This window comes from Tangfeifania sp. (assembly GCF_055108615.1).
This window is the reverse complement of record NZ_JBSQIC010000030.1, coordinates 17,679-40,986: the sequence shown is the minus strand read 5'-3', so window position 1 is coordinate 40,986 and position 23,308 is coordinate 17,679. Positions and strand designations below refer to the sequence as shown.

Sequence of the window (23,308 nt, the reverse complement as noted above, 5' to 3'; positions counted from 1 at the left end):
CAATCGCCCAATATTTCAATATGAATCTGGTAATCCAAAAAATCGCTGATGGCAGTTTTATTGCCGGCCATCCATTCTTCAAAATTTTTACGCGATAAAGATTTGGGGATAATGTAATTTCTTTCATCGTGCCTGGATTTGTTTAAACCCGGTTTAAAATATTTTTTCATCGGAGCATAATTTTTTATTTGTTTCTTAATTAATCTTGCACATTTTCAATTGGTTAATTTTTAATAAAACATTCTTCCACTTAAAAACTGTTGCCACATTTGTTCATTTTGTGCTATAGGATACATTCATAATGGTTTGTGAAAATACCGGAACGTGTAAGCTGCAAAACATGGCAAGGAGAAAAAATCGGGCTGTTAATTTGATTGTATAATTCAGATCAGGAGATATAAATTTGTTATTGCCGTATAAATATTTTAAATTTACACGTCAATAAATTAATGCTATTATGGAAACAAAGTTAACATTGAGGTTAAATGATAATGTGATTAAGCGGGCTAAAACTTATGCACGTGACCACAAGATTAGTCTTTCAAAAATGGTTGAATCTTATCTCAGCAGCATTGCCGAGCAGAAAGGGAAGGAGACAAATCAATCAATTACACCTCTGGTTGAGAGTTTAAGCGGGGTTATTGATTTACCGGCTGATTTTGATTACAAAAAGGAATACCGTGACCATTTGAATGAAAAATACAAATGAAACAGTTACTCATTGATACAAATATTGTTATTGATTTGTTATCCCGGAGAGTACTTTTTTACGATGAGGCTTCAACTCTTTTTTCCTTAGCGGACAGAAAGCTGGTTGAATTGGCTGTATCTTCTTTGACAATTGCCAACACGAGTTATGTTTTATTACAACAGATGACCCCGGACAAGGCAAAATCAACACTCAGGAAATTGAGGCTGATTGTAAATATATTGCCATTGGATGATAAAGTTGTGGGACTGGCTTTGAATGATGAAACCTTCTCTGATTTTGAGGATGGCCTGCAATATTTTACAGCAACTGAGTACGATCAGGATTTAATAATAACCCGAAACCTGAAAGACTTTAAAAATTCAAAGATACCGGTGATGACCGCAAAACAGTTTTTAGAAACTGTTGAATAACAATAATATTCGGCATTAATTCAACACAGTGTCGCGTATTGCAAAACCTTCAGGAAACCAGATTATTTCTCCCGAGGGCAGTGCGTTACGATACAACGCAATACTTTCCGAATCAGGCTGGATTAACTTCCGAAACACCTCTTTTTCTGTTTCCCGGGAAAGAATAATTATGTTGGTTTCGGTATTAAATACAGGCTGCCAGCTTAAAACAACAGAATCGTTTTTGATTTGATAGTTCAGTGTAAATTCTTCTTCAATATATTTGCCGGAATTGGCATAACTTGCAGGTTCTTTCACCTGCGGTTCAAATGACTCCGGTTTAGTGGAATCCTCTTCGGTTGCGACGAAAGGCCGGTTTGTTCGGCTACCGTTTCAAACGGTGTGTTTTTACGGGTTTCTTCCGGGTTTTCCGTTTTGTTTTGTGCAGAAATATTGAAACGCAGGTCGATGATGGAACGGCATTTTTTATCTAACCGGTGCATTAAGCCAACCAGTGCGCTTAGCAACTCGTAATTCTCATCGTCGGTTTCGTCGGGCACTTCGGTTTCAGGTGGCGAAAACCGGTATTTGCTCAGTTCTTTCAGGCAAATATTATAGCAAATGCTGTTCAGATAAGATGAAAACGAACTGGTGCCCCTAAATTTGCCGCTGCGGATATTCATCACCGCACGGGTCAGGCCTTCCTGGAAAACATCGTCGGGTAGCAGCAGCGTATTTTTAAACGACCATACCATTTTTTTAATTTTTGGATAATACCATTTGTAAATATACCCGAAGGCTGCATTAGAATTTTCAAGAATCCCTTCCACAATTTCTTCATCGGTATATGCTGTTGTTTGGTTCCTCCTAAAAACGGTATGTGACAGTTTCAGTGAAATATTTCCCATCAAGGTGCAGTTTTGGTCATTTGATGGGTGAAAGTACAAATTTTTTGTAAGTCAGAAGAGATGAGAACCCCGATTTACCTGTAAACATCCTTACGGTGGCCTATTCTGATTACTCTCACTGTAAGAATGTCTTTTACTACTTTATAAGTCATTACGCTTTGCTTCTATCTCGGTGAAGGCCTGTTCTGCAGGGATTGATTCTTCACTTCCCGATACTGCTTCGTCATAAGCCCTTATATCTTCCAATTCTTCCAGTTTATCCAGCATTTCACGGTAATCCCTAATGGGCAAGATAACACTTACTTTCCTTCCTTTTTTGTCGGTAATATATTGTTCCTTCATAACTTACATTTTTCTACAGGTCAAAATTAAGTATTTTTTTTAAATCTGATGATACCAGGGATAACTCAAATAAAAAAGCCTAATGGTTTTGGGTCTTTTAACCCTGACAGAATTTGGGAAACCTGTCAGGGTTGAGCGCCGCTGATTCAATGAACAAACCAGTGACTGCAAAAAAGGTGACCGTGTAAATTCTAAATGCTATTTTGTATATTTGCAAAAAAAGTAAAGTATGATTACAGATATTCAAAGACGCAATCAACTTTTAAGGCGTATAAACCGTATTCCAAAAGATAAACTGAAAGAACTGGACGAGTACGTCTCAAAACTTGAGCATGAGATTGTCCGGAAAAGCAAAACTTTATCCTACGCCGGTTCATGGCAGGATATCGATGAATCTACATTTAAAGATTTGACAGAGAAGCTGATAAGTAATCGTCAAAAAAACAGGCGTAGAATTGATGAATAGAGCACTTATTAATACTGATATTCTTTCATACTATTTTAAAGGAGATAAAACAGTAGTTAAAAACTTTGAATTTTACCTCCAACATTATGATTTAATTGAGATAAGCATAATTACATACTATGAGATTTTAGGTGGATTGCTCGCAAAAAACGCGCTTAAGCAACTGAGTATATTCGAAGATTTCGTCATTGACAACCTGGTTATCCCAATGACTGACAGTTCTGCAAAAATTTCCGCAAAATTATATTCTAATTTAAGGCAATCAGGGAATATTATTGATGATATTGACTTATTGATTGCAGGAGTGGCAATTGATAATGACATGATTCTGGTGACAAACAATGAAAAACATTTTAAACGAATTACCGGATTAAAGATTGACAATTGGTCAAATCACGTTTTACAACCATGAAAAAATAAGGAACACCGAATCGGTTACAAATTTGAGTATTCCTCCCAAATTGCCACAATCTATTCGCTTAAATACCATTATTTCTAACCCGGATAACAGGATATTACACCGTGGCTTTAGCCCGGTGAACAGAAATACAGTAAAAGGAAAGCTTTAGCATTTAAGCATTAACGGCTGAAGCCGTTGTTTTAGCTAAGGCACTTCCTGCACCGGTCTAAAGCCGCGGTGTAAAACTTTTTCCAACAAAAGGGACAGCCAAAAAAAACTGGCTAAATTTAACGCTGCTGTTTCTGCGAAACCTGTCCTAACAGGTAGCGCGATTTGTAAGTTGGTTCATAATATGAAAATCACGCCTGCCTTGTCGTCTGGCAGGCATTTCTAAATCGGCGGATGGCTCCAAAGAAATCCCTGTGGGAGAAACCCTGCCCGAAACTGGTCAGGCGGATGCCGCAACCGGAAACCTCAACTAAGACAAGAATACAATTCCGCTCTAATGGGAATAACTAATCCTGTAACCTTATTTTATCTTTTGGTAAATTTTTCAACCACACATTTGTTTTATTACAAATATAAGTTCTTAATCTTTCTTGAAATCTCCGAAAAGCAGGTATTTCTAATTCTGGACCAAAATGAATATCAAAAATTCTTAATTTTGGAATTTTTGACCAAAAATATTCGTTTCGTTCATTTAGATTTTTTTCAATAAAACTACCCGTTTTATCACATAAGGGGAGTTTAAAGTATCTTATTGCTTTGTTTTGCTTGTTTGAACGAAAATCCCAACAAATTCGCTCATTAAAATGGATTTCACTACTTGGAACGTTACTACATTTAATTGGGTGTTGTGCAAGAATTCTAACTTCATTTTCCCATCCCCAATATTCTGATTTATTAATACTTAGCAACTAATGCAATTTAATATCGTAATGAATGTTCTCTACCTTTTTTTGTAGACTATTCCATTCTTTAATCAATAAATCAAATTTATGAGCTTCATTAAAATGAACTTTTGAACAATAAAAATTTTCCCAGTTACTAATATCATCAATTATTTCAAATTCTAATGCCACACCTTTTCCACAATCTGCATACTTTTCCCAAAATTTTTTCTGTCCCAAAAATTCTATGGAAGTTGAAGACAGAATAAAAGAATATTCCTTGATTTCTTCAATTTTCTTATTAATTCTTGTTTCATTAAAATTTTGCAATCTGTAAATGTCATTCAATAGATTGGCAGCATGAATATACTCTTCAGAGTCGTTGCTATTATTCAGGTTGTACAAACGAACAGAACCTTCATTGATAATTGAAAAAAGATTTTGCATTGATGTGAAATGTACAATTTTATCTGTCTGATAATAATAAGATGTCCCTTTTAATCTTTGGTTCTCAAGTGGAATACGAGAAGTAATGGAAGATACACCATTATCATTGGAACTGGCGTTTGTTGATGTACTTTCCAACTTCAAATCTAAACTTGTCTCAATAAGTTTTTTAAGTTTAAAAATTATCACGTTTATCCTTCAGTACTTTTACAAAACAGAATGTGACAAGGAGGGAAAAAATAATTATCGCTTATTTTATCAGTCTGGGTGTGTTTAATAATTTGACAAAAGCAATTGTCGTCAACACTTTTAAATTCTTCACGAAAATATGTTCACTTCAACGCCTCCTTGTAAACCCGCAAGGCTCTTTCCCTGGCCTCCTTGTGTTCAACAATTGGTTCCGGGTATCTTTTCATTCCCATTTCGGGCACCCATTTCATCACGTACTTATCTTTGGGATCGAAATTTTTTTGCTGATTTTCAGGGTTAAAAATCCGGAAATAAGGAGCTGCATCGCAGCCTGAACCTGCCGCCCACTGCCACCCACCATTGTTGGAAGCCAGTTCGTAATCGAGCAATTTTTCGGCAAAATAAGCCTCCCCCCAGCGCCAGTCGATGAGCAGGTGTTTTGTTAGAAAACTGGCGGTAACCATCCGCAACCGGTTGTGCATAAACCCGGTTGCATTGAGTTGGCGCATTCCGGCATCCACCATCGGGTAGCCGGTTTCCCCTTTGCACCAGCGCTCGAATTCTTCCTCGTTGTTTCGCCAGTTGATAAAATCGTATTTCGGTTTGAAAGCTTTATTTACCACATGCGGGAAATGCCATAAAACCGACATGTAAAATTCCCGCCAAATCAACTCACTCAGAAACACATCCGAAAGTTCGGCCGCTTTTTGCACCAACTGACGGATACTCACCGTGCCAAACCGCAAATGAATACCCAGTCGTGTTGTTCCCTCCTCTTCTGCCGGAAAATCGCGGGTTTTGGCATAATTGCGAATTACCTCTTCCGGGAATTCACGTGAAGGAAATTCAATATCACTATATTCAAACCCCAGTTCCTTCAGTTTTGGAAACGAAGAAGAGGAAACTTTCAACAATTTATCCAGTTTCTTTTCCGGTTCGAATGCTGAAACCGGATTATTTTTCAGCGTTTTATTCCATTTTTTGCTGTAGGCCGTAAAAACGGTGTAGGGTGTTTCATCGTCTTTCTGAACCTCATTTTCTTCAAAAATAACCTGGTCTTTAAACTGCAGAAACTCAATCCCTTTATCTTTCAGAAATGTTTTTATTTTTTTATCGCGCTCCAGGGCTGTGGGTTCATAATCCTTGTTCGAGTAAACAGCCACCACATCGAATGTTTCAACAATTTCTCTGAAGGCATCCAAAGATATTGAATGAAATATTTTTAACGTACTTCCATTTTTTTCGAGTTCAGTTTTTATTTTTTTAGTTTCAGCATGAATAAACGAAACACGGGCATCGGTTTTGGAATTTAGTTTATCCAGGATTTCCGTATCAAAAATAAACACAGGCAAAACCGGCAAGCCTGATGTTAACGCCTGAAAAAGGCCATGATTATCGTGCAACCGCAAATCGCGCCGAAACCAAAATAGTACAATTTTATCTTCCATAAAACTTCTTTTTTTTCTTACTTTAACAGATCTAAATATTTGCATGAATTTACAAAGAATATGACAAACTTTTAATGAAATGAATAAAGGATTTGCAAGCGATAATAATTCGGGAATACACCCTGCAATACTGAAAGGGATTGAAGAAGCCAACCAGGGACATGTAAATGGCTACGGTGATGATCCGTACACCCAAAAAGCCATTCAACGGTTTAAAGAAAAATTTGGTGAAAAGACAGAAGTTTTTTTCGTTTTTAACGGGACAGGTGCCAACGTGCTGGGATTAACAACGGTAACCCAAAGTTTCAACTCGATTATTTGTGCCGAAACAGCCCATATTGAAGAAGACGAATGTGGTGCACCGGAAAAGTTTTCAGGCTGCAAGCTTCTTCCGGTTGAGCCCGAAAACGGAAAGCTCACCCCCGAATCGGTTAAACATCACCTGAAAGGATTTGATTTTGAGCACCATTCCCAACCGCGGGTGATTTCCATATCGCAGGTAACCGAAATGGGCACGGTTTATCAGCCCGGCGAAATAAGGGCACTGGCTGATTTGGCGCACAGCAATAATATGCTGCTGCACATGGACGGCGCGCGGATTGCCAATGCTGCCGTGGCGCTTAACATGGATTTCAGAGCGTTTACCAAAGATTGCGGCGTGGATGTACTCTCGTTTGGCGGCACAAAAAACGGGATGATGATGGGAGAAGCGGTTCTCTTATTTAACCCGGAGCTGACGATTAACACAAAATATCTCCGCAAACAAAGTATGCAGCTCTATTCGAAAATGCGTTTTGTTGGGGCGCAGTTCCTTGCCTATTTCGAAAATGATTTATGGAAAGAAACGGCTACACATGCTAACAAAATGGCTAAACTGCTCGAAGCCGAAGTTTCAAAAATTCCGGAAATAAAAATCACCCAAAATGTTGAAGCCAACGGTGTTTTCGCGCAGGTTCCCAAAGAAATAATTGCCCCGTTGCAGGAACACTTCTTTTTCTACCCGTGGAATGAATTTAAAGGCGAAGTGCGCTGGATGACTTCGTTTGATACCACAGAAACCGAAATTTACGAGTTTGTACAACTGATAAAAAATCTGTTGCATTCAAATTCCAAATAACAAGCAACAAAACTCAATTAATTTTCAAAATCCAAAAAATAAAATTTCAAACTTAACACTCACTTTCCTGTTAAGTTTCAGTCTGTATTTTGGAACTTGAATATTGAAAATTGGTATTTATTTGTAATTTGAGGTTTGATAATTGAAATTTAGAAAAATATGCGCCTGTTTAATTACTATCCGAGCAACCCAAAAAAGCTGGATCCGAAACTGGAAAAACGGATTTTTATCCACTCACTCATACTTCCGGCGTTGTTTGTGTTTGTTTTCTGGATGGTACAAATCACCGAACTGGTTACCGGAATCAGTTTGGTAGAATGGGGTGTTTTTCCACGGGAGTTGAGGGGTTTGCCGGGAATCCTGTTTTCCCCGTTCATTCATTCCGGATTTAGCCACCTAATATCCAATTCAATACCTTTTTTTATCCTTTTTTTTGCGCTCATCTATTTCTACAGGCACATTTCCTACCGCATTTTCATTCAGCTTTATTTACTGGCCGGATTAACCGTTTGGCTGGCTGGTCGGCCGGCATGGCACATCGGTGCCAGCGGTGTGGTGTATGCACTGGCTGCATTTCACTTTGTGAGTGGAATTATCCGAAACGACATCCGGTTGCTCACGCTTTCGGTAGTTGTTGTTTTTTTGTATGGCGGAATGGTTTGGGGGTTGCTTCCCATCGATCCCAAAATATCGTGGGAAGGGCATTTGTGGGGAGCCATTTCAGGAGTTGTGCTGGCTTTTTACTACCGGAAATACATTATCCGACGCGATAAGTTTGAATGGGAAGAAGAAGAAGAAGAGGAGGAGGAAGTAACGGAAGAAGAAAACGAAGAATTGCAACCACAGCATCCTGAAAAGAAAAATAGCAACACGCAGGTTAATTCCGGCTTTCCGGACAACTATTTTTCAAAAAACACCAACCACACCGGAGAGTATTAAAATTTTAAATGATATTTTATGAAAGCACAAAATCATCGCCTTATAATTTTCAGTGGCCCCTCCTGCGTAGGCAAAAGCCCGCTGGCCAAAGCCCTTGCAAGATTTTACCCCGAATTGCACCAGAACATGAAACCACTTGTTTTATACAACAGCCGGGCAGCCCGGCCGGGAGAAGTTGACGGCTACGATTATCATTTCAGGACACGTGAAGAAATTGAAAACCTGAAAAAGGAAAAGCAATTTGTTGTGATGGATGTCAGGGGCGATTTGCAGGCTTTGGATATTCAGGAGCTGAGACGATTATTAAATGAAACCGATGTGTTATTCGAAGGGAATCCGTTTGTTGGCCGGGTTTTGCAAACGCACGAAGCACTAAAAAATATTGAACGACTGAGTGCTTTCATGTCACCGCTTTCTGCTGACGAAATATCCTTTCTCAAATCAACAAAACCATCCGTTTCAATTCCTGATTTTGTTACCGATGTTATGCGGCGAAAGTTACTGCGCCGTACCCGCCGGCAAAAAGGTGAGCTCTCGCTGCCCGACCTGGAAAACATTGAAAAACGGGCTTCCAGCGCTTTCAGGGAATTGCAGGATGCCCATCATTTCCAGTATGTAATTCCTAACCACGACGGCGAAGACAGCGAAAACTGGGACGCTTTTTACTACCCCGTTGGCGATGCCCGAAAAGCACTCCTCACATTTGTGGCATTGTTAAAAGGCCAAAATTCTTCGTATGCCAAAAAATGGAAAGAAAACCAGCTCGGCAAAAAAACTCATTAAAAAAAATCTGACTACCTAAAAATCCAAATTTATTATTGAGTCGATCCTACTTACGGTAGTTTTGAAGTCCATTTTTTTTGGAACTGCAATAAACCAGTCAATAAATGTCAATGCTCCTGTCGTTTTAATCCAATCTTTTTTGGGACGCACCCGTCAGTTGGTGGGCAGGTTGTATGCAAAAACACTTAATACCAGATAATAAAACCACTTCTCCCTTGAACTGTCCAGCAATTTACGTTGCTTTTTGCTAAGTTCACTCTCAAAAGTGAATAATTCCGGTTGTTTGCCTTGAACATACTATAGGTGATTTTTTCTTTCAAAACAAATATAAGCCTTATTTTGCTGATATTCAAATAAATACATTCCACGTGGAACATCTAATCCCCTGATTGTCAAAGGCTTGCATGCTTGTTGGTAAATTCTTAATTTCCTGAAATACAACACCTTACAATCTTTGTTTATTAACAACTAATATGGAATTAAATCCTTATTTTTGCCAATGACCTTTTTAAACTGGACTCATTATAATTCACTTTAATGAAGGAATTTTTGAAAAACCTGTTTACAATTTCCCTTCTGATTATTTCCTTTGGATTAACAGCACAAACCCGCGAAAAAGCATTTGAAACCAACGCAAAACTTGGTCGCGGAATCAACTACGGCAATATGTTCGAAGCACCTTCGGAAACGGCATGGGGTAACCAGTGGAAGCCGGAATATGCCGGTATAATTGCCGAGCTGGGATTTAACCACGTGCGCATTCCTATTCGCTGGGAACCCTCCGACCGGAGTATGGCTACGCCTCCCTACACTGTTTATTCCCTCTTTTTGAACCGTATAAAACAGGTGGTTGATTCGGCTCTCAATAACGGATTGTATGCCATTATTAACATGCACCACCACGAAGCGCTATATGAAAATCCGGACGGACAAAAAGAACGGTTTCTGGCACAATGGAAGCAAATTTCAACATTTTTTAAAGATTATCCCGACAGTTTGTTATTCGAATTGCTGAATGAACCACATGGAAATCTGGTTGCTGAAAAGTGGAATGAATTTGTACCGCAGGCTTTGGATACCATAAGAAAAGAAAATCCTGACCGGATTGTGTTAATTGGAACTCCAAATTATGGCGGACTGGGCGGCATTCCATACATCGAGCTTCCCGATGATGAAAACATAATTTTGACGGTGCACTACTACAACCCGTTCCAGTTTACCCACCAGGGAGCAAGCTGGGTAGGCGGCAATGCCGATGAATGGCTGGGAACCGAGTGGCTCGATACCGAAACCGAACGCGATGTGATGCGTCAGGAATTTGCACCACTGAAAGCGTTTGAAATTCAACACAACATTCCGGTTCATATTGGTGAATTTGGTGCTTACAGCAAAGCCGACATGAAATCGCGGGCACGGTGGACAACCTTTTTGTCGCGCTACCTGGAAGAGCTGGGATGGAGCTGGGCTTACTGGGAATTCAGCGCAGGTTTTGGCGTTTACAATCCTTCAAACAAAACATTTTATACAGAACTTGTGGATGCCTTGCTTCACAACGAAATGCCGGAACCGGGGCGTTACGTGGGAACGCCGGTTTACACTTCAAATTTTCAAACCGGCAACGACGGTTGGAATTTAAGCGCCCAGCAAAGTGCATCGGCTCAACTCACACGTGCTGAAAACACTTTGAATATCAACATCAGCAATCCCGGAACTGACGGCTGGCATGTGCAGCTTAAAAAAGGAAATATTTCGCTGCAAGCGGGCAGAAAGTACCGTTTCTCGTTTAAAGCCAAAGCGGAATCGGCCCGAAGCATGACTACCTACATTGGGATGTCGCAGGATCCGTGGTCGGCATACAGTGGCTACAACGGAGTTTCGCTGGCAGATACATTTGCTGTTTACACATTTATTTTTGATGCGAATACAACAGACAACAGCGCCCGAATGGTTTTCGACATGGGTAACAGCGACATCAACATTTGGATTACTGAAATTAAAATCGAGGAAATTATCTTTCAACCGCCCACCGGAATTTCGGAAATAAATTCGCAGGAATTCACCATTTACCCCAATCCGGTAAAAGACAGGTTGTTCTTTAATACTACCAGTGATTTTGAGAAAATAACTGTATTCAATATTTTGGGAAGACCAGTGCAGGAAAATACCGTTCGGAAAAATGAAAAAAGCCTGGATGTCACAGCACTTGAGCCAGGTATATATTTGGTTCGTTTTTCAGGGAAAGACAGAATGGTGACAAAAAAGATAGTGAAACGATGATGCTGGTAAAAAATACCACAAATTCAAAATACCATGAACATAATAAATTAACCTTTAAAAGTTGGTTAAATGCAATTAACAATTGGCAGGTGTTTTGCCAACTGCATTTTTGCCAATTGCCAACTCATTGTTCCATTAATTATGAGGAGCACATTTAGCCTTTAAAATTTTGTAATTCCGGTATTCGAACAGCCGCACCCCAAAGTTTTTTTCGATAAAATGCAGCAAGCGGTATTTGGGTTTCATTCTGACTTTACTCAAATCCACATTCACCTGCCAGTTGAGCCGTTTTACCCGCTTCTTCATAACGGCAGGATGTGTTCCGCCAAACCGGGCCAGCGCGTCGTAATTTCCGCTGTAACGGAATTCCTGTTCTCCGGTTTTTTTGCGTGCCTCGGCTTCCGAAATGCCATCGTAAAATTTACGCACTTCGTCAATTTTTTCCTGCATAAATTTCGGGTGCCGCACCCAGCCATAGTGATAAATTTCAGCATCAACCGGAACCACGTTTAGCTTTCGTCCGTTTTTGCGAAACCCCTGGGCATCGCGGTACGAACGAATGGACTTGTCGTTGCGGATTATTCGGATTTCATTACGGTACCATTTCCGGGAAACCGCCACATAATCGAACGTTCCGTAAAAATGTTTGTACCGGAACAGCAGGCCATCCACTTTGGTGTTACCGAGATTTTCGTTCATCGCCTGTTGAACAACCGGAAGGTATTTTTCGTGCAGAACTTCATCGCCCTGAATGTAGAAACACCAGTCGTAATCATTATGTACGGCATCAAAAGCCTTGTCGGTTTCGGCAGCGTAAACTGCCCCGCCCTTTTGCATGTTTTCGTCCCAAACCGTATCCACAACCGTAATTTTCCCCGGGCTTATTTTTTCAATGATTTCACGTGTGTTGTCATCCGATTTTCCAACCGCAACTAAAAAATGGTCGCAAACAGGCAAAACAGAAGTGATGGCTTCAACAACCGGGAAGTCGAACTTTTCGGCGTTTCGAATGAATGTAAAACCGCAAATTTTCATCTCATTATAATTGTTAATTTTCAACGGTATTTGATGGAACTCGCTTTATAATGTCCATCTGTGTGGCAAAATTTTGTCCATGCTCGTTTCATGAATTAAATTTTCGTTTTTTGTTCCAAAAAGCCAGGGCAAATTCAATGGCCGAAATCAGCAGCAACAAATCGCCCATCAGTTCCATTCCCTCTTCGGTAGCTGCTTTTGCCATCCGGTAATTGTTTTCGTCATATAGTTCGAGCCAGAATTTGGAACGCCCCATTAACCGGCTAAAAACATAAGTAATGAGAATGCCCGCAAAAAACCAGACCGAAGCAGGCTGCGAAAAAAACTCCTGTGTGGCACTTTTCAGTTTTTTAAAGTCGCGCCACACCAGCCAAATCGCAGCCAGAAGCACGAGCAAAGCCGACCAAAACCACCATGACATAAGAAAATTGAATTCGCGTAAAAACCCAATTAGTAAAAACAAAGCCACCAAATTGGCAACCGGTTGAACAGGTTTATGCCTGTAGCCCAATGCCAGGTAAAAAACAAATAGCCCAAACAAAATCGCTTCCTGTAAAAGTTCGGTTCGGCTGATTTCCCCAAACAAAGCATCTTCCAAAGGAAAAATAGCATCGAACCGGATAGCTTCTGCAATCCCAAAAACCAATAAAGAATAGATTACTACCCGGAGGGCAATTTTTGCTGGCGTGTAACTCTGCATAATCAAAATTTGAGTGGGCTAATTTACATTATTAATTAAAATGTAAAAAGGATGGCATCACTCAAAACAATGCCATCCTTTAAACTTCACTTCAATTTCAGAATTATTACTGAAACCTGGACAATTATTCTTAAAAACAGCTTATTCTGCCGGTTTCAAAACCACACTCACATAATTATCAAAATCGAAATAAGTATTAAAAGCTTCCTTAATCGATTCCACCGTCATATTGTTTACAATATTTTCGTACGAACCAAATTCTGAGAAATCGCCATCTTTCAGGTAGTAAGTATTGCTGAGGATATTCAGCCAGAAATTGTTTTCACGAAGCGCCAGTTCGCGTTCGCGCAGCATTTTCTCTTTTGCTTTTGCCAGTTCTTCTTCACTCGGTCCGTTTTCGGCAAACCCCCGGATTTCATCAAAAACTGCTTGTTTCAATTCTTCCACTTTGTCCGGGTCGGTTCCGTAATAAATGGCAATGGTGTATTCCTCATCGGGATATTTTGAAGAGGAAGGACGCGCACCGATAGAATAAACACTGCTTCGCTCTTCGCGGATTTCTTCCAGCAAGCGGGTGGATAAAATACGGCCAAGTGCATCGAGTTCCATTGCTTTTTCTGATGAATAGTCGAAATCTCCGTGAAACACAATGTACTGGCGGCTTCGTTCTTCCTCACCTTTTTTAACGGTTTTGTTTACCACTCCGGCGGGCGGGTCAATACCCAGATCTCGCCATTGTTCTTTGTCATCGAAATAAGGCAATCCGCCAATATACTGCTCAACCAGTGGTTTCAATGTTTCCGGATCGACATTCCCAACAAAAAAGAAGGTAAAATCAGCAGCATTGCGGAACCGTTCTTTGGCAATACTTCTGATTCGTTCAAAATCAGCCTCTTCAAGCAGTTCCACCGACATGGGCCTTGAACGCTCGTGGTAGTTAGCCAGTACGGTTGTAAGTGTGTCCTGAAAGGCTGCTTCCGGTGAGGCCGACCTGTTTTGCAGCGTTCCTTTCATCCGGCTCATATAAGCCTGAAAACTGGTTTCATCAAAACGTGGACGGGTAAAATAGAGGTAAACCATTTGAAGCATGGTTTCCAAATCTTTCACTGATGAATTCCCTTCGAAACCTTCACGAAGCGTTGAAACATAAGGCGATAAGCTGAAAACTTTATCGGACAGCATCTTGTCGAGCGTGATTTTATCAAATTGTCCAATGCCGCTCATAGCCATAATTGCATCGGCAAAGCCGGCTGAAATATCGTCTTCAATATCATATAATGAAGTTCCTCCCGGGCTCCATGCCGAAAACAGGATTTGATCGTCTTTAAAATCGGTGGTTTTCAAAACTACTTTTGCCCCGTTGCGCAATGTCCACTCAACAGCATCAACATTCTCAAGCTGTTTTTCATTTACCACAGAACTTCCATTCGGTTTCTCTGAGAGGAGCGGTGCATCTGAGACTGTGTCTTCATAAGGTTCCAACTCCGCGTTTTCCACTTCTTCGAGCAAGGCAAAAATATCTTCTTCATCCGGAATTTCAGTTCCTTCAATTTCAGGGGCAGTAACAACCACCACCCTGTTTTCTTCAGTTATCCATTTGTCAGCCAGGCTGTTTACTTCTTCCAGTGTTATTTCGGGCAGGAAAGTTTTAAAATATTCATATTCGTTTTCAATGCCGGGGATGGGTTCTTCAGTCATCAAAAAGTTACGTTGGTATTCCTGGGCATAATTTATCGATTTCCGTGTTTCGCGTTCGTTGTAAGCTTTTTCCATCTGATTTAAAAGCGCACTTTTTTGCCGCTCCAGTTCCGACTTGGTAAAACCGAATCGCTTAACCCGTTCATTTTCGAGCAACACGGCCTTTAAACCCTCTTCAATTTTGCCGTTGTTACAAACGGCAACCGACTGGTAAACACTTTTGGGTCCAAACAATTCAGTAAAACTTGACTGTCCAATGATAAAAGGAGGTTCAGCCTCCTGTGTCTTTTCCGACAACCTGGTGTTTATCATTGTATTGTAGAGGCTGTGCAAAATAGTTTTTCGGTAATCACCAACTGTTTTGGCTTTTTCAAGCGGATGTTTGTGAAAAACATAGGCCACCGGATATTGTGCTTCTTTGTCGGTGGCAATGGAAACAAGGGTTTTCTCGTGGTCGGGAATATCAAAAATTTCTTTCACGCGCGGATTTTCAGGTGCCGGGATTTGAGAAAATTTTTCTTTTACCTTTTCCACCATTTCTTCCTGGTTGAAATCGCCCACAACAATAACGGCCTGTAAATCGGGGCGATACCAGTCGTCGCGGAAACGGCGCAGTTTTTCAGGCGGAGCATTTTTAATTATATCAACATCGCCGATTGGCAACCGCTCGGCATATTTTGAATCGTGCAGGAAAACAGGCAGCCATTCCTGTTGCATCCTGAAGTTGGCATTCCGGCCGCCACGCTCTTCTTCCAAAATAACGCCGCGTTCGTTTTCAATTTCTTCATCAGAATCAGTAATCTGATTGGCCCAGTCGTAAAGCACTTGCAGCCCTTTTTCCATGTAAAGAGCCGAATCGAGCGGAACTTTCAGCATGTAAACGGTTTCGTCGAAACTGGTATAAGCGTTAATTTCCGGCCCAAACTCCATCCCGATAGATTCGAAATAGTTGATCAATTCATGCTTCGGAAAATTTTTGGTCCCGTTAAACGCCATGTGTTCGGCAAAATGCGCCAATCCTTTTTGGTCGTCATCTTCGTCAACCGAGCCGGCTTTCACAATCAGCATCAGTTCGGCACGGTTTTGCGGGTTTTCATTTGCCCGCACATAATAAGTCATTCCATTCTCCAAAACCCCCTTCGAAACTTTCGGGTCGAGCGGAATTGGGTCATTTAAATCAATATTTTGCTGCGCACTTAACAATAGTGTGCTGAAAAGGAATAAAACAATCAGTAAGTTTTTCATGGTATTAACATTTATTTTTACAGAAATGTGTATCTGAAATATCATTTACATTACAACAATTTATTTAAACAGAGGTTGAACGGCATGTGCAAATGCATCTTTTTCGTTTGAAGGAATAATTATAAACCTGTCTTTAATGTTGGCTGGTGCGTTTTCGGTAAGGAATGAATGGGCGGTAAAATTGAGCAAATCCAAATCGTTATAATCATTTCCAATCCCACAGGTTTGTCCGGGATGGATTCCCAGCATTTTGCAAACATGATTCACGCCGTGCCCTTTTGAAACATCTTTATGAAAAACTTCCAGCCAAATGTACCCCTCAGTAACCGGCGACGAGGAACGAATAACCCTGATTTCGCTGCACTGTGCTTCAACTTCCTGTTTCAGTGCTGCAAAATTGCTCTCATCTTCAGGAATAATTAAAAGAAACTGACACAATCCTTCGTCCAGTTCGCCATTTTGGGTCAGTTCTGTTGCCAAAGAGTTATGGAAAGAAAGATATTTGTTAAACTCGGGGCATTCCTCTTTCCCGCGGCGGAACCATAAATTGTGGTTTTGAGGTGCCGGGGCAAAAGCATAAAAATTGTAATCCCGTTGAATGAAATGCTTTACCAGCCGGTTGGTTGAGGCGGGTGTAATGTTCCGGTTAAAAAGATGCTTTTTATCGCTCCATTGGTAAACTCCAGCGCCCGATGAAAAAACGATATAATCGAACGGCACATCGGGAGCGATCACTTCTTCCACTTTTTTAAGGTCGCGGCCGGTGGCTGCCACGCGGATTACGCCCTGTTCCCCCAGTTTATGCAACGCTTCCAGGTTGCCGGCGCTGATACTCCGGTCATTTCTTAAAAACGTACCGTCGAGGTCGGTAGCCACCAGTTTTATGTTCTTTCTTTCCATAGCAACAAAATTAGGCAAATTCAAAAATAACAGACGAATTTAGTAACGAGAAAAATGAATCAAAAATTTATCTGCAAGCTGAATTTTAAGATTCGTTTTAACTGCCGATAAAATACACAGAAACCGGCATTGTTTCTGAAAAAGTACTATTTTTGCGCCACAAAATAAGAAGTTCATTAAAGCATGATTAGCAGAAGGATTATCCGTACCAAAGTATTGCAGGTTTTGTACGCTTACTATTCCTCACCAGGGAAAACGCTCTCCAACACCGAAAAGGAGCTTTTTTTCTGTATTGGAAAAACTTATGATTTATACCATTATTTGTTGGCACTGGTAATTGATATTGCCGATTATGCCGAGGAACGAATCGAAATCAGAAGGAACAAACACCAACCCACCGAAGAGGATCTGCATCCGAACACCAAGTTTATAAGCAACGAACTTATTGGGCAACTTCGCCAAAACCGCCAGTTAAAAGCTTACCTCAACCAGGAAAAACTGAGCTGGGCAAATAATCCGGAACTGGTTAAAGATTTGTATTTATTCCTGATTGAATCGGATTTTTACAAAGACTACATGGCCGATAAAAACCGCTCTTTTTTTGACGACCGGAAGTTTGTCGATAAAATTTTCAACAAAATAATTCTGATTACCGAAGATTTGTACGATGCGCTTGAAGAAAAGAGCATTTACTGGAACGACGATGTTGAGTTTGTTGTTTCCATGATTTCGAAAACCCTGAAAAAATTCAATCCGGGTTCAGATTCTGACCAGCCGTTGTTACAGCTTTTTAAAGATCAGGACGACCGCGATTTTGCCAAAAATTTGTTACGCAAAGCTGTTATTAACCACGACGAACTCAGGGAGCTAATTAAAGAGCACTCGCGCAACTGGGATTTAGACCGCATTGCCTTTATGGACATTCTCATTATGCAACTGGCATTAACAGAATTTTTGTATTTCCCATCGATACCCACAAAAGTTTCACTAAACGAATACATCGAACTTTCGAAATATTACAGCACCAATAAGAGCCGGAATTTTATTAACGGTATTTTAGATAAAACCCTGAAAGACCTGAAAAAAAGTGGAAAAATTAAAAAAGCTGGCCGCGGCCTTATTGGAGAGTAGTAATGAAATACCCTGCTTTTTTAATCAATTACCGTTGAGGCAAATACTGAAAAACCAAAACAATTGGCTATTTTTGCCAATGTGAACAATAAAATGAATTTTGAAAATTAAAAATCTGATAAAATGATGAATGTTATTCTAATGATGCAGCCTGAAGGTCAGGACGCTAACCCGCTAATGAGTTTTTTACCGTTGTTACTGATAATTGTTGTTTTTTACTTTTTCATGATCCGCCCGCAAATGAAGCGGCAAAAAGAAGTAAAAAAATTCAGGGAAAGCCTTGCTAAAAACGACAAAGTAGTGACTACCGGCGGAATCTACGGAAAGGTTGTTGAAGTAAAAGAAACCACCGTTGTGCTTGAAATTGCCAAAGATGTGCACATTAAAGTTGACAAAAACGGCATTGTAAAAGATTTAAGCGACGCGCAACCACAGCGCTAAAAAAATTTGTAAAAGCAAGAAAAAAGGTTGGCAGTTAAAAAACAACCAACCTTTTTTAAGCTTTTATTAAGCATTTAATCAGGCGTTCTCTTTCCTTCTCTCTCCCCCATTGGGGAGATGTCCGCCGACTGGCGGACAGAGGGGCTTTACACATTAAACCGGAAGTGCATAATATCTCCGTCTTTCACTACGTATTCCTTTCCTTCCACGGCAATTTTACCGGCATCGCGGCAGGCGTGCTCCGAACCTAACCGCACATAATCATCGTACCTGATAACCTCGGCACGAATAAATCCTTTTTCAAAATCGGAATGGATAATCCCGGCTGCCTGTGGTGCTTTGGTACCTTCGGTAAAAGTCCATGCACGGCTTTCATCCGGGCCGGTAGTGAAAAAAGTATGCAGGTTCAGTAACTTGTAAGCCGAATGAATGAGCTTGTTCACACCGGGTTCTTCCAACCCCAGTTCTTCCAGGAAGAGCTGCTTTTCTTCGTATTCTTCCAGCTCGGCAATATCCGATTCAGTAGCCGCAGCAATAACCAAAAGTTCAGCATTTTCATCTTTAATAGCTTCCCTGACTGCTTCAACATGTTTGTTCCCTGTTTTTGCCGAGGCTTCATCAACATTGCAGGCATACAAAACCGGTTTGTTGGTAAGCAGAAAAAACTCTTTGGCAATTTTTTTCTCCTCACTGGTTAATTCCACGGTGCGTGCCGACTGGCCCTGTTCCAAAACAGCGATGTACCGTTTAGCCAGCTCCACCATCTTTTTGGTTTTCGGATCGTTGGTATGTTTGGCTTGCTTTTCAAATTTTTCCAGCCGGCTTTCGAGCGTTTCCAAATCTTTAAGCTGCAGTTCAGTGTCGACAACTTCTTTGTCGCGTACGGGGTTTACCGACCCATCAACATGCGTAATATTATCATTTTCAAAACACCGAAGCACGTGTATGATGGCATCCGTTTCGCGGATATTTGCCAGAAACTGGTTCCCCAAACCTTCGCCTTTGCTTGCACCTTTTACCAGGCCGGCAATATCCAGTATTTCAACTGTTGTGGGCACCACCTTTTTGGGCTTGTCAATTTCCGACAGCTTTATAAGGCGCTCATCGGGTACGGTAATGACCCCCATGTTGGGTTCAATTGTACAAAAAGGGAAATTGGCCGACTGTGCTTTTGCACTCGACAAACAGTTAAACAAAGTAGATTTACCCACATTGGGCAATCCTACAATTCCACATTTCAAAGCCATTTTTTTCTTTTAAAATTTGCGGTGCAAAGGTAATTTATTCTTCAATCCTGTTTTCAATTAAATGTAAAAAGTTCATTAACAGTTCCACATATATAAAATCTTATGATTTATTGCATTTGAAATTCATTTCTTAAACATCCAATTTGTACATTTGTCTAAATTTATTACACCCATGATTTTAAAAAATATATCAGTTGACTGCGTACTATTCGGATTTCAAAACAATAAGCTGAAAGTCCTGCTCTGGCAGGCCGAACCAGAGCTACTTGAAAATTTTCTCACTTCGGAAGAAGAGTATGAGCAAATAAAAATTTTATTTGAAAAAAATCCCGCTCTTGGTTCTGATAATTACTGGGGACTGATTGGCACACACCTTCCGCTGGAAGAAGACCTGGACGGTTACGCCAAAAAAATTCTGCAAACCACAACCGGCCTCGACGATGTTTACCTGAAACAAGTGAAAACGTTTGGTTCGCTTGAAAGAGTGCCGCATTACCGGGTGCTCACTGTTGCGTATTATTCGCTAATCAACCCCGATTATCAAGATTTAAAATTATCGCCCCTGGCTAAATCTGTCAAATGGTTCGATATCGACGACATTCCAAACGTTATTTTCGATGTAAAAGAAATTATTGACGCAGCACTAAAAAAGCTAAGGGAAGAAGCTCAATATCACCCGGTTGGATTTCACCTGCTCCCCGAAAAATTTACCCTCACACAACTTCAATCCCTGTATGAAGTTATTTTAGGCGAAAAACTCGATACCCGTAACTTCCGGAAAAAAATACAGAACATGAAGTTATTAATCGACACTCAGGAAAAACAGAAAAATGTAGCCCACAGAGCGGCAAAACTATACACCTTCGATATTGACATTTACCATAAATTAGTGGATGAAGGACTTAACTTCAGAATTTAAGTTGCTTAAACCTTTCAACATCTATTTGGTCATACAAAGCAAAATCATTAATTTTTCAAAATCGATTTCTGGTTGGAACAAATAACTTACTGTAATTTTTTTGGATGAAAAGTGAAGACAGTGCACTCATTGCCGAACTGAAAGATGACAATCAACGTGATCTTGCATTTCATAAACTGGTAAAAAAATACCAGGAACGTTTGTACTGGCACATCCGGAAAATGGTCCTGAACCACGACGACACCGACGATATTCTTCAAAATACATTTATAAAAGTTTGGAAAAGCATCGGTAATTTCAGGGAAGAATCGAGCCTGTTTACCTGGCTTTACCGCATAGCCACCAACGAAACCATCACGTTCATCAATTCAAAAAAGCGCAGAACAATGCTGCCGTTAAACGATGCCTCCGACTATTTACGGGACAACTTAATTTCGGACCCCTATTTTGAAGGTGACAAAATTCAGATGAAACTCCAGGAAGCTATTTTATTATTGCCTGAGAAACAACGGTTGGTTTTTAATATGAAATATTTTGATGAAATAAAATACGAGGAGATGTCTCAAATTCTGGACACATCGGTGGGAGCCCTCAAAGCCTCGTACCACCATGCGGCCAAAAAAATTGAAGAATATTTAAGAAACACTGACTAATGTTATTTTAAACTATTTACTGAAAGAAAAGTCAAATAAAACAAAACGGAAGAAATGAGCGATCTAAAAAATGATGCACCAAAATTATCTGGAATAAAAAAGGAACACCCTTTTCGTGTTCCCGACAATTATTTCGAGGATTTTTCCAGCCGGCTTCACACCAGGCTGGAAACAGAAAAACAGGCTCTTCCAAAACCTAAAAGCCGAATAATCAGGCTGCTCAAACCAGCCATTGGGCTGGCAGCCAGTTTTTTACTGGTATTTTTACTTGTTTTCTGGCCACTTAAATCGTTTTTGCCCAACTACATGGCCAAAAACAATTCTGCTATTGAAACTACTACTACTGAAGAGGACACCTACCTTTCCATACTCGAAAAAATTGATGAAAATTCATTTTTTGCCTTGCTTTCTGAATCTTCTGATGAAGAAATAAATGATTTTAGCGACGAAGAATTGATGAGCTACGTGAGTTCCAATTTTTCGGAATACGAAATTTATTTAGAAACTGATAACGAATAATACGATGAAACGAATAATAGCTTTTACAATTATTTTGGTTGTTACAGCCACATCGGCAATAAAAGCCCAGGACAATGATAAAAAACACGAAAACAGGTGGGAAAAGTTCCGTGCTGAAAAAATTTCATTTCTCACATCCCGGTTAGAACTCACACCAGAAGAAGCGCAAAAATTCTGGCCCGTGTATAACCAGCTTGAAAAAGAGAGATGGGAAGCGCAAAAACACCGGCGCGATCTTGAAAAAAAGGTACTCGATGCAGAAGAATCAATGTCGGACAGGGAAATAAAACAACTCACACGTGATTTTGCAGGAAGCCTGCAACAGGAAGCCGACCTTTTAGTTGACTACAACGAGAAATTTCTCCAAATTTTATCTCCCGATAAAGTGCTGACACTTTACAAGGCTGAAAATGAATTCCGGATTCACATGATAAAAAAATTCAGGGATCGCAGGAAAAACGGTGACTAATTTTCACCTGAATAAAAAATAAGAGGGATTAATCCCCACCTTAAACGAATCTTTCAGTTTTCCCGATTTCGAATATCTGTAAATAATGGCATCCTGCACATAATCGATGGCATCAGCTACATAAATTTCATTAGCAGAAGGATCAACTGCAAGGTTATAAAACAGCCTGTTTTTGGCAGGTAAAAAAACGGAATCGGGCAAATACCTTTCGTCAACAGCCATTTTGTTAACACCGTTCAAAATATAATAAAGTGTATCTTTTGAAGCATTCATTTCCAGCGATGCCGGCTGAGATTGTGCCGGAAACCGGTAAATCTGTTCAACTGTAAAGGTTTCCGGGTCGATGCGGGTTAACGCCGGCAAAAGTTCTTTCTCTCCCGTATTTTCGTAAGTCCCTTCCGAAAGTACCCAAATCTTTTCATTTCTGTCCACTTCCAAATTTTTGGGCTGAAACGGCACTTTAATTTTCTGGGTTAATTTATCTTTTTCAGTATCGATAATCAAAATATACTCATCGTCAGCCCAGGAAGAAACAAACACATATTTACCCACCTGGACCATCTGTTCCGAATGATGATCGCCAAGCTCAATTTCCCCGGTAACCTCAAGGGTAGCAGGATTGAAAATTGTTATTGAGTTGGCGTAAAGATCAGAAATATAGGCCTTTTCTTCCGAAACAAAATGAATGTGGCGCGGCGAAGTTAAACCGGAAACGGTGCCCATGTACTCAACAGTTTCAGAATCTGCTACATAAATTTTTCCCGAGTTGTTTACCACAATAAATAATGAATCTCCAAATTGCGCGAGCGATTGCACCACATCGCCCAGCGGAGCATTGTTGCGGGCATAAAAAAGCTGATTGGTAACGGTTTTCTTTTGGGTATTATAAAAAGAAAGCGAAGCATTGCCGTACATAAAATTTCCTTCACTCGCAATAAAAACGCCGTTTTGTGTATCCAAATCAAAAAACACCGTTTCCACTGGTTCTTCCGAACATCCCGCAATTAGTAAAACCAAAAATGCTATTTTGAATAATTTCTTCAT

Annotated in this window: 26 protein-coding genes; 14 read left to right on the top strand and 12 right to left on the bottom strand. The window is 40.3% G+C overall.

The window, feature by feature from the left end:
• Positions 1-457 precede the first annotated feature (457 nt).
• Both ACTCNA_RS08780 and ACTCNA_RS08775 read left to right on the top strand, forming a co-directional pair.
• Positions 458-709, top strand: a complete 252-nt coding sequence (locus tag ACTCNA_RS08780) for a DUF6364 family protein (RefSeq protein ID WP_462947532.1) — start codon at positions 458-460, stop codon at positions 707-709.
• Positions 706-1,122 carry a type II toxin-antitoxin system VapC family toxin gene (locus ACTCNA_RS08775; protein WP_462947531.1) on the top strand — a complete coding sequence of 139 codons (417 nt, stop codon included), beginning with the start codon at positions 706-708 and terminating at the stop codon, positions 1,120-1,122. The genes ACTCNA_RS08780 and ACTCNA_RS08775 overlap by 4 nt, the downstream gene beginning before the upstream one ends.
• A gap of 15 nt (positions 1,123-1,137) precedes the next feature.
• Here ACTCNA_RS08775 and ACTCNA_RS08770 read toward each other — a convergent pair whose 3' ends face one another.
• From ACTCNA_RS08770 to ACTCNA_RS08760, 3 genes are all read right to left on the bottom strand, one after another.
• On the bottom strand, positions 1,138-1,419 hold the full coding sequence (locus ACTCNA_RS08770; protein ID WP_462947530.1) for a hypothetical protein: 282 nt from the start codon (positions 1,417-1,419) through the stop codon (positions 1,138-1,140).
• The gene (locus ACTCNA_RS08765; protein ID WP_462947529.1) at positions 1,416-2,009 is read right to left on the bottom strand and encodes an RNA polymerase sigma factor; all 594 of its coding nucleotides are present in this window, start codon (positions 2,007-2,009) and stop codon (positions 1,416-1,418) included. The genes ACTCNA_RS08770 and ACTCNA_RS08765 overlap by 4 nt, the downstream gene beginning before the upstream one ends.
• A gap of 141 nt (positions 2,010-2,150) precedes the next feature.
• Positions 2,151-2,351 carry a hypothetical protein gene (locus tag ACTCNA_RS08760; RefSeq protein WP_462947528.1) on the bottom strand — a complete coding sequence of 67 codons (201 nt, stop codon included), beginning with the start codon at positions 2,349-2,351 and terminating at the stop codon, positions 2,151-2,153.
• Positions 2,352-2,580: 229 nt separating this feature from the next.
• Between ACTCNA_RS08760 and ACTCNA_RS08755 the strand changes: the two genes are divergently transcribed.
• Both ACTCNA_RS08755 and ACTCNA_RS08750 read left to right on the top strand, forming a co-directional pair.
• Positions 2,581-2,817 carry a hypothetical protein gene (locus ACTCNA_RS08755; RefSeq protein ID WP_462947527.1) on the top strand — a complete coding sequence of 79 codons (237 nt, stop codon included), beginning with the start codon at positions 2,581-2,583 and terminating at the stop codon, positions 2,815-2,817.
• Positions 2,810-3,229, top strand: a complete 420-nt coding sequence (locus tag ACTCNA_RS08750) for a PIN domain-containing protein (RefSeq protein WP_462947526.1) — start codon at positions 2,810-2,812, stop codon at positions 3,227-3,229. The genes ACTCNA_RS08755 and ACTCNA_RS08750 overlap by 8 nt, the downstream gene beginning before the upstream one ends.
• Positions 3,230-3,732: 503 nt before the next feature.
• Here the strand turns inward: ACTCNA_RS08750 and ACTCNA_RS08745 are convergent.
• The 3 genes from ACTCNA_RS08745 to ACTCNA_RS08735 form a co-directional block, all read right to left on the bottom strand.
• The gene (locus tag ACTCNA_RS08745; RefSeq protein ID WP_462947525.1) at positions 3,733-4,134 is read right to left on the bottom strand and encodes a hypothetical protein; all 402 of its coding nucleotides are present in this window, start codon (positions 4,132-4,134) and stop codon (positions 3,733-3,735) included.
• Positions 4,135-4,743 carry a hypothetical protein gene (locus ACTCNA_RS08740; RefSeq protein WP_462947524.1) on the bottom strand — a complete coding sequence of 203 codons (609 nt, stop codon included), beginning with the start codon at positions 4,741-4,743 and terminating at the stop codon, positions 4,135-4,137.
• A 143-nt stretch (positions 4,744-4,886) separates the two neighbouring features.
• Entirely contained in the window at positions 4,887-6,191 is a 1,305-nt protein-coding gene (locus ACTCNA_RS08735) for a cryptochrome/photolyase family protein (RefSeq protein ID WP_462947523.1), read from the bottom strand.
• A 79-nt stretch (positions 6,192-6,270) separates the two neighbouring features.
• Between ACTCNA_RS08735 and ACTCNA_RS08730 the strand changes: the two genes are divergently transcribed.
• The 4 genes from ACTCNA_RS08730 to ACTCNA_RS08715 all read left to right on the top strand — a co-directional run bounded on the left by ACTCNA_RS08730 (position 6,271) and on the right by ACTCNA_RS08715 (position 11,307).
• Complete coding sequence (locus tag ACTCNA_RS08730; protein WP_462947522.1) at positions 6,271-7,308, top strand: threonine aldolase family protein; 1,038 nt, start codon at positions 6,271-6,273, stop codon at positions 7,306-7,308.
• 159 nt (positions 7,309-7,467) lie between these two features.
• Positions 7,468-8,247, top strand: coding sequence for a rhomboid family intramembrane serine protease (locus ACTCNA_RS08725; RefSeq protein WP_462947521.1), 780 nt, complete (start codon positions 7,468-7,470; stop codon positions 8,245-8,247).
• Between the two features lie 18 nt (positions 8,248-8,265).
• The gene (locus ACTCNA_RS08720) at positions 8,266-9,030 is read left to right on the top strand and encodes a hypothetical protein (protein WP_462947520.1); all 765 of its coding nucleotides are present in this window, start codon (positions 8,266-8,268) and stop codon (positions 9,028-9,030) included.
• A gap of 537 nt (positions 9,031-9,567) precedes the next feature.
• Positions 9,568-11,307, top strand: coding sequence for a cellulase family glycosylhydrolase (locus ACTCNA_RS08715; RefSeq protein ID WP_462947519.1), 1,740 nt, complete (start codon positions 9,568-9,570; stop codon positions 11,305-11,307).
• 135 nt (positions 11,308-11,442) lie between these two features.
• Here ACTCNA_RS08715 and ACTCNA_RS08710 read toward each other — a convergent pair whose 3' ends face one another.
• The 4 genes from ACTCNA_RS08710 to ACTCNA_RS08695 form a co-directional block, all read right to left on the bottom strand.
• Positions 11,443-12,342: a hypothetical protein gene (locus ACTCNA_RS08710; protein WP_462947518.1), complete on the bottom strand. Its 900-nt coding sequence runs from the start codon at positions 12,340-12,342 to the stop codon at positions 11,443-11,445.
• Positions 12,343-12,430: 88 nt separating this feature from the next.
• On the bottom strand, positions 12,431-13,042 hold the full coding sequence (locus tag ACTCNA_RS08705; protein WP_462947517.1) for a hypothetical protein: 612 nt from the start codon (positions 13,040-13,042) through the stop codon (positions 12,431-12,433).
• A gap of 141 nt (positions 13,043-13,183) precedes the next feature.
• Positions 13,184-15,985, bottom strand: coding sequence for a M16 family metallopeptidase (locus tag ACTCNA_RS08700; protein WP_462947516.1), 2,802 nt, complete (start codon positions 15,983-15,985; stop codon positions 13,184-13,186).
• A 60-nt stretch (positions 15,986-16,045) separates the two neighbouring features.
• Positions 16,046-16,885: an HAD-IIB family hydrolase gene (locus ACTCNA_RS08695; protein WP_462947515.1), complete on the bottom strand. Its 840-nt coding sequence runs from the start codon at positions 16,883-16,885 to the stop codon at positions 16,046-16,048.
• 183 nt (positions 16,886-17,068) lie between these two features.
• Here ACTCNA_RS08695 and nusB point away from each other — a divergent pair, with 183 nt between their 5' ends.
• Together nusB and yajC are read left to right on the top strand one after the other, a co-directional pair.
• On the top strand, positions 17,069-18,016 hold the full coding sequence (gene nusB / locus ACTCNA_RS08690; RefSeq protein ID WP_462947514.1) for a transcription antitermination factor NusB: 948 nt from the start codon (positions 17,069-17,071) through the stop codon (positions 18,014-18,016).
• 123 nt (positions 18,017-18,139) lie between these two features.
• Entirely contained in the window at positions 18,140-18,457 is a 318-nt protein-coding gene (yajC, locus tag ACTCNA_RS08685) for a preprotein translocase subunit YajC (protein WP_462947513.1), read from the top strand.
• Between the two features lie 146 nt (positions 18,458-18,603).
• Here the strand turns inward: yajC and ychF are convergent, their stop codons facing one another.
• Positions 18,604-19,704, bottom strand: coding sequence for a redox-regulated ATPase YchF (ychF, locus tag ACTCNA_RS08680; RefSeq protein WP_462947512.1), 1,101 nt, complete (start codon positions 19,702-19,704; stop codon positions 18,604-18,606).
• A 172-nt stretch (positions 19,705-19,876) separates the two neighbouring features.
• Between ychF and ACTCNA_RS08675 the strand changes: the two genes are divergently transcribed.
• From ACTCNA_RS08675 to ACTCNA_RS08660, 4 genes are all read left to right on the top strand, one after another.
• Positions 19,877-20,623, top strand: coding sequence for an NUDIX hydrolase (locus tag ACTCNA_RS08675; protein ID WP_462947511.1), 747 nt, complete (start codon positions 19,877-19,879; stop codon positions 20,621-20,623).
• Between the two features lie 104 nt (positions 20,624-20,727).
• Entirely contained in the window at positions 20,728-21,276 is a 549-nt protein-coding gene (locus tag ACTCNA_RS08670) for an RNA polymerase sigma factor (protein ID WP_462947510.1), read from the top strand.
• 54 nt (positions 21,277-21,330) lie between these two features.
• Positions 21,331-21,795: a hypothetical protein gene (locus ACTCNA_RS08665; RefSeq protein ID WP_462947509.1), complete on the top strand. Its 465-nt coding sequence runs from the start codon at positions 21,331-21,333 to the stop codon at positions 21,793-21,795.
• 4 nt (positions 21,796-21,799) lie between these two features.
• Positions 21,800-22,264, top strand: coding sequence for a hypothetical protein (locus tag ACTCNA_RS08660; RefSeq protein WP_462947508.1), 465 nt, complete (start codon positions 21,800-21,802; stop codon positions 22,262-22,264).
• A 3-nt stretch (positions 22,265-22,267) separates the two neighbouring features.
• Here the strand turns inward: ACTCNA_RS08660 and ACTCNA_RS08655 are convergent, their stop codons facing one another.
• Positions 22,268-23,308 (bottom strand): YncE family protein, encoded by a 1,041-nt coding sequence (locus tag ACTCNA_RS08655; RefSeq protein ID WP_462947507.1) that lies wholly within the window; start codon positions 23,306-23,308, stop codon positions 22,268-22,270.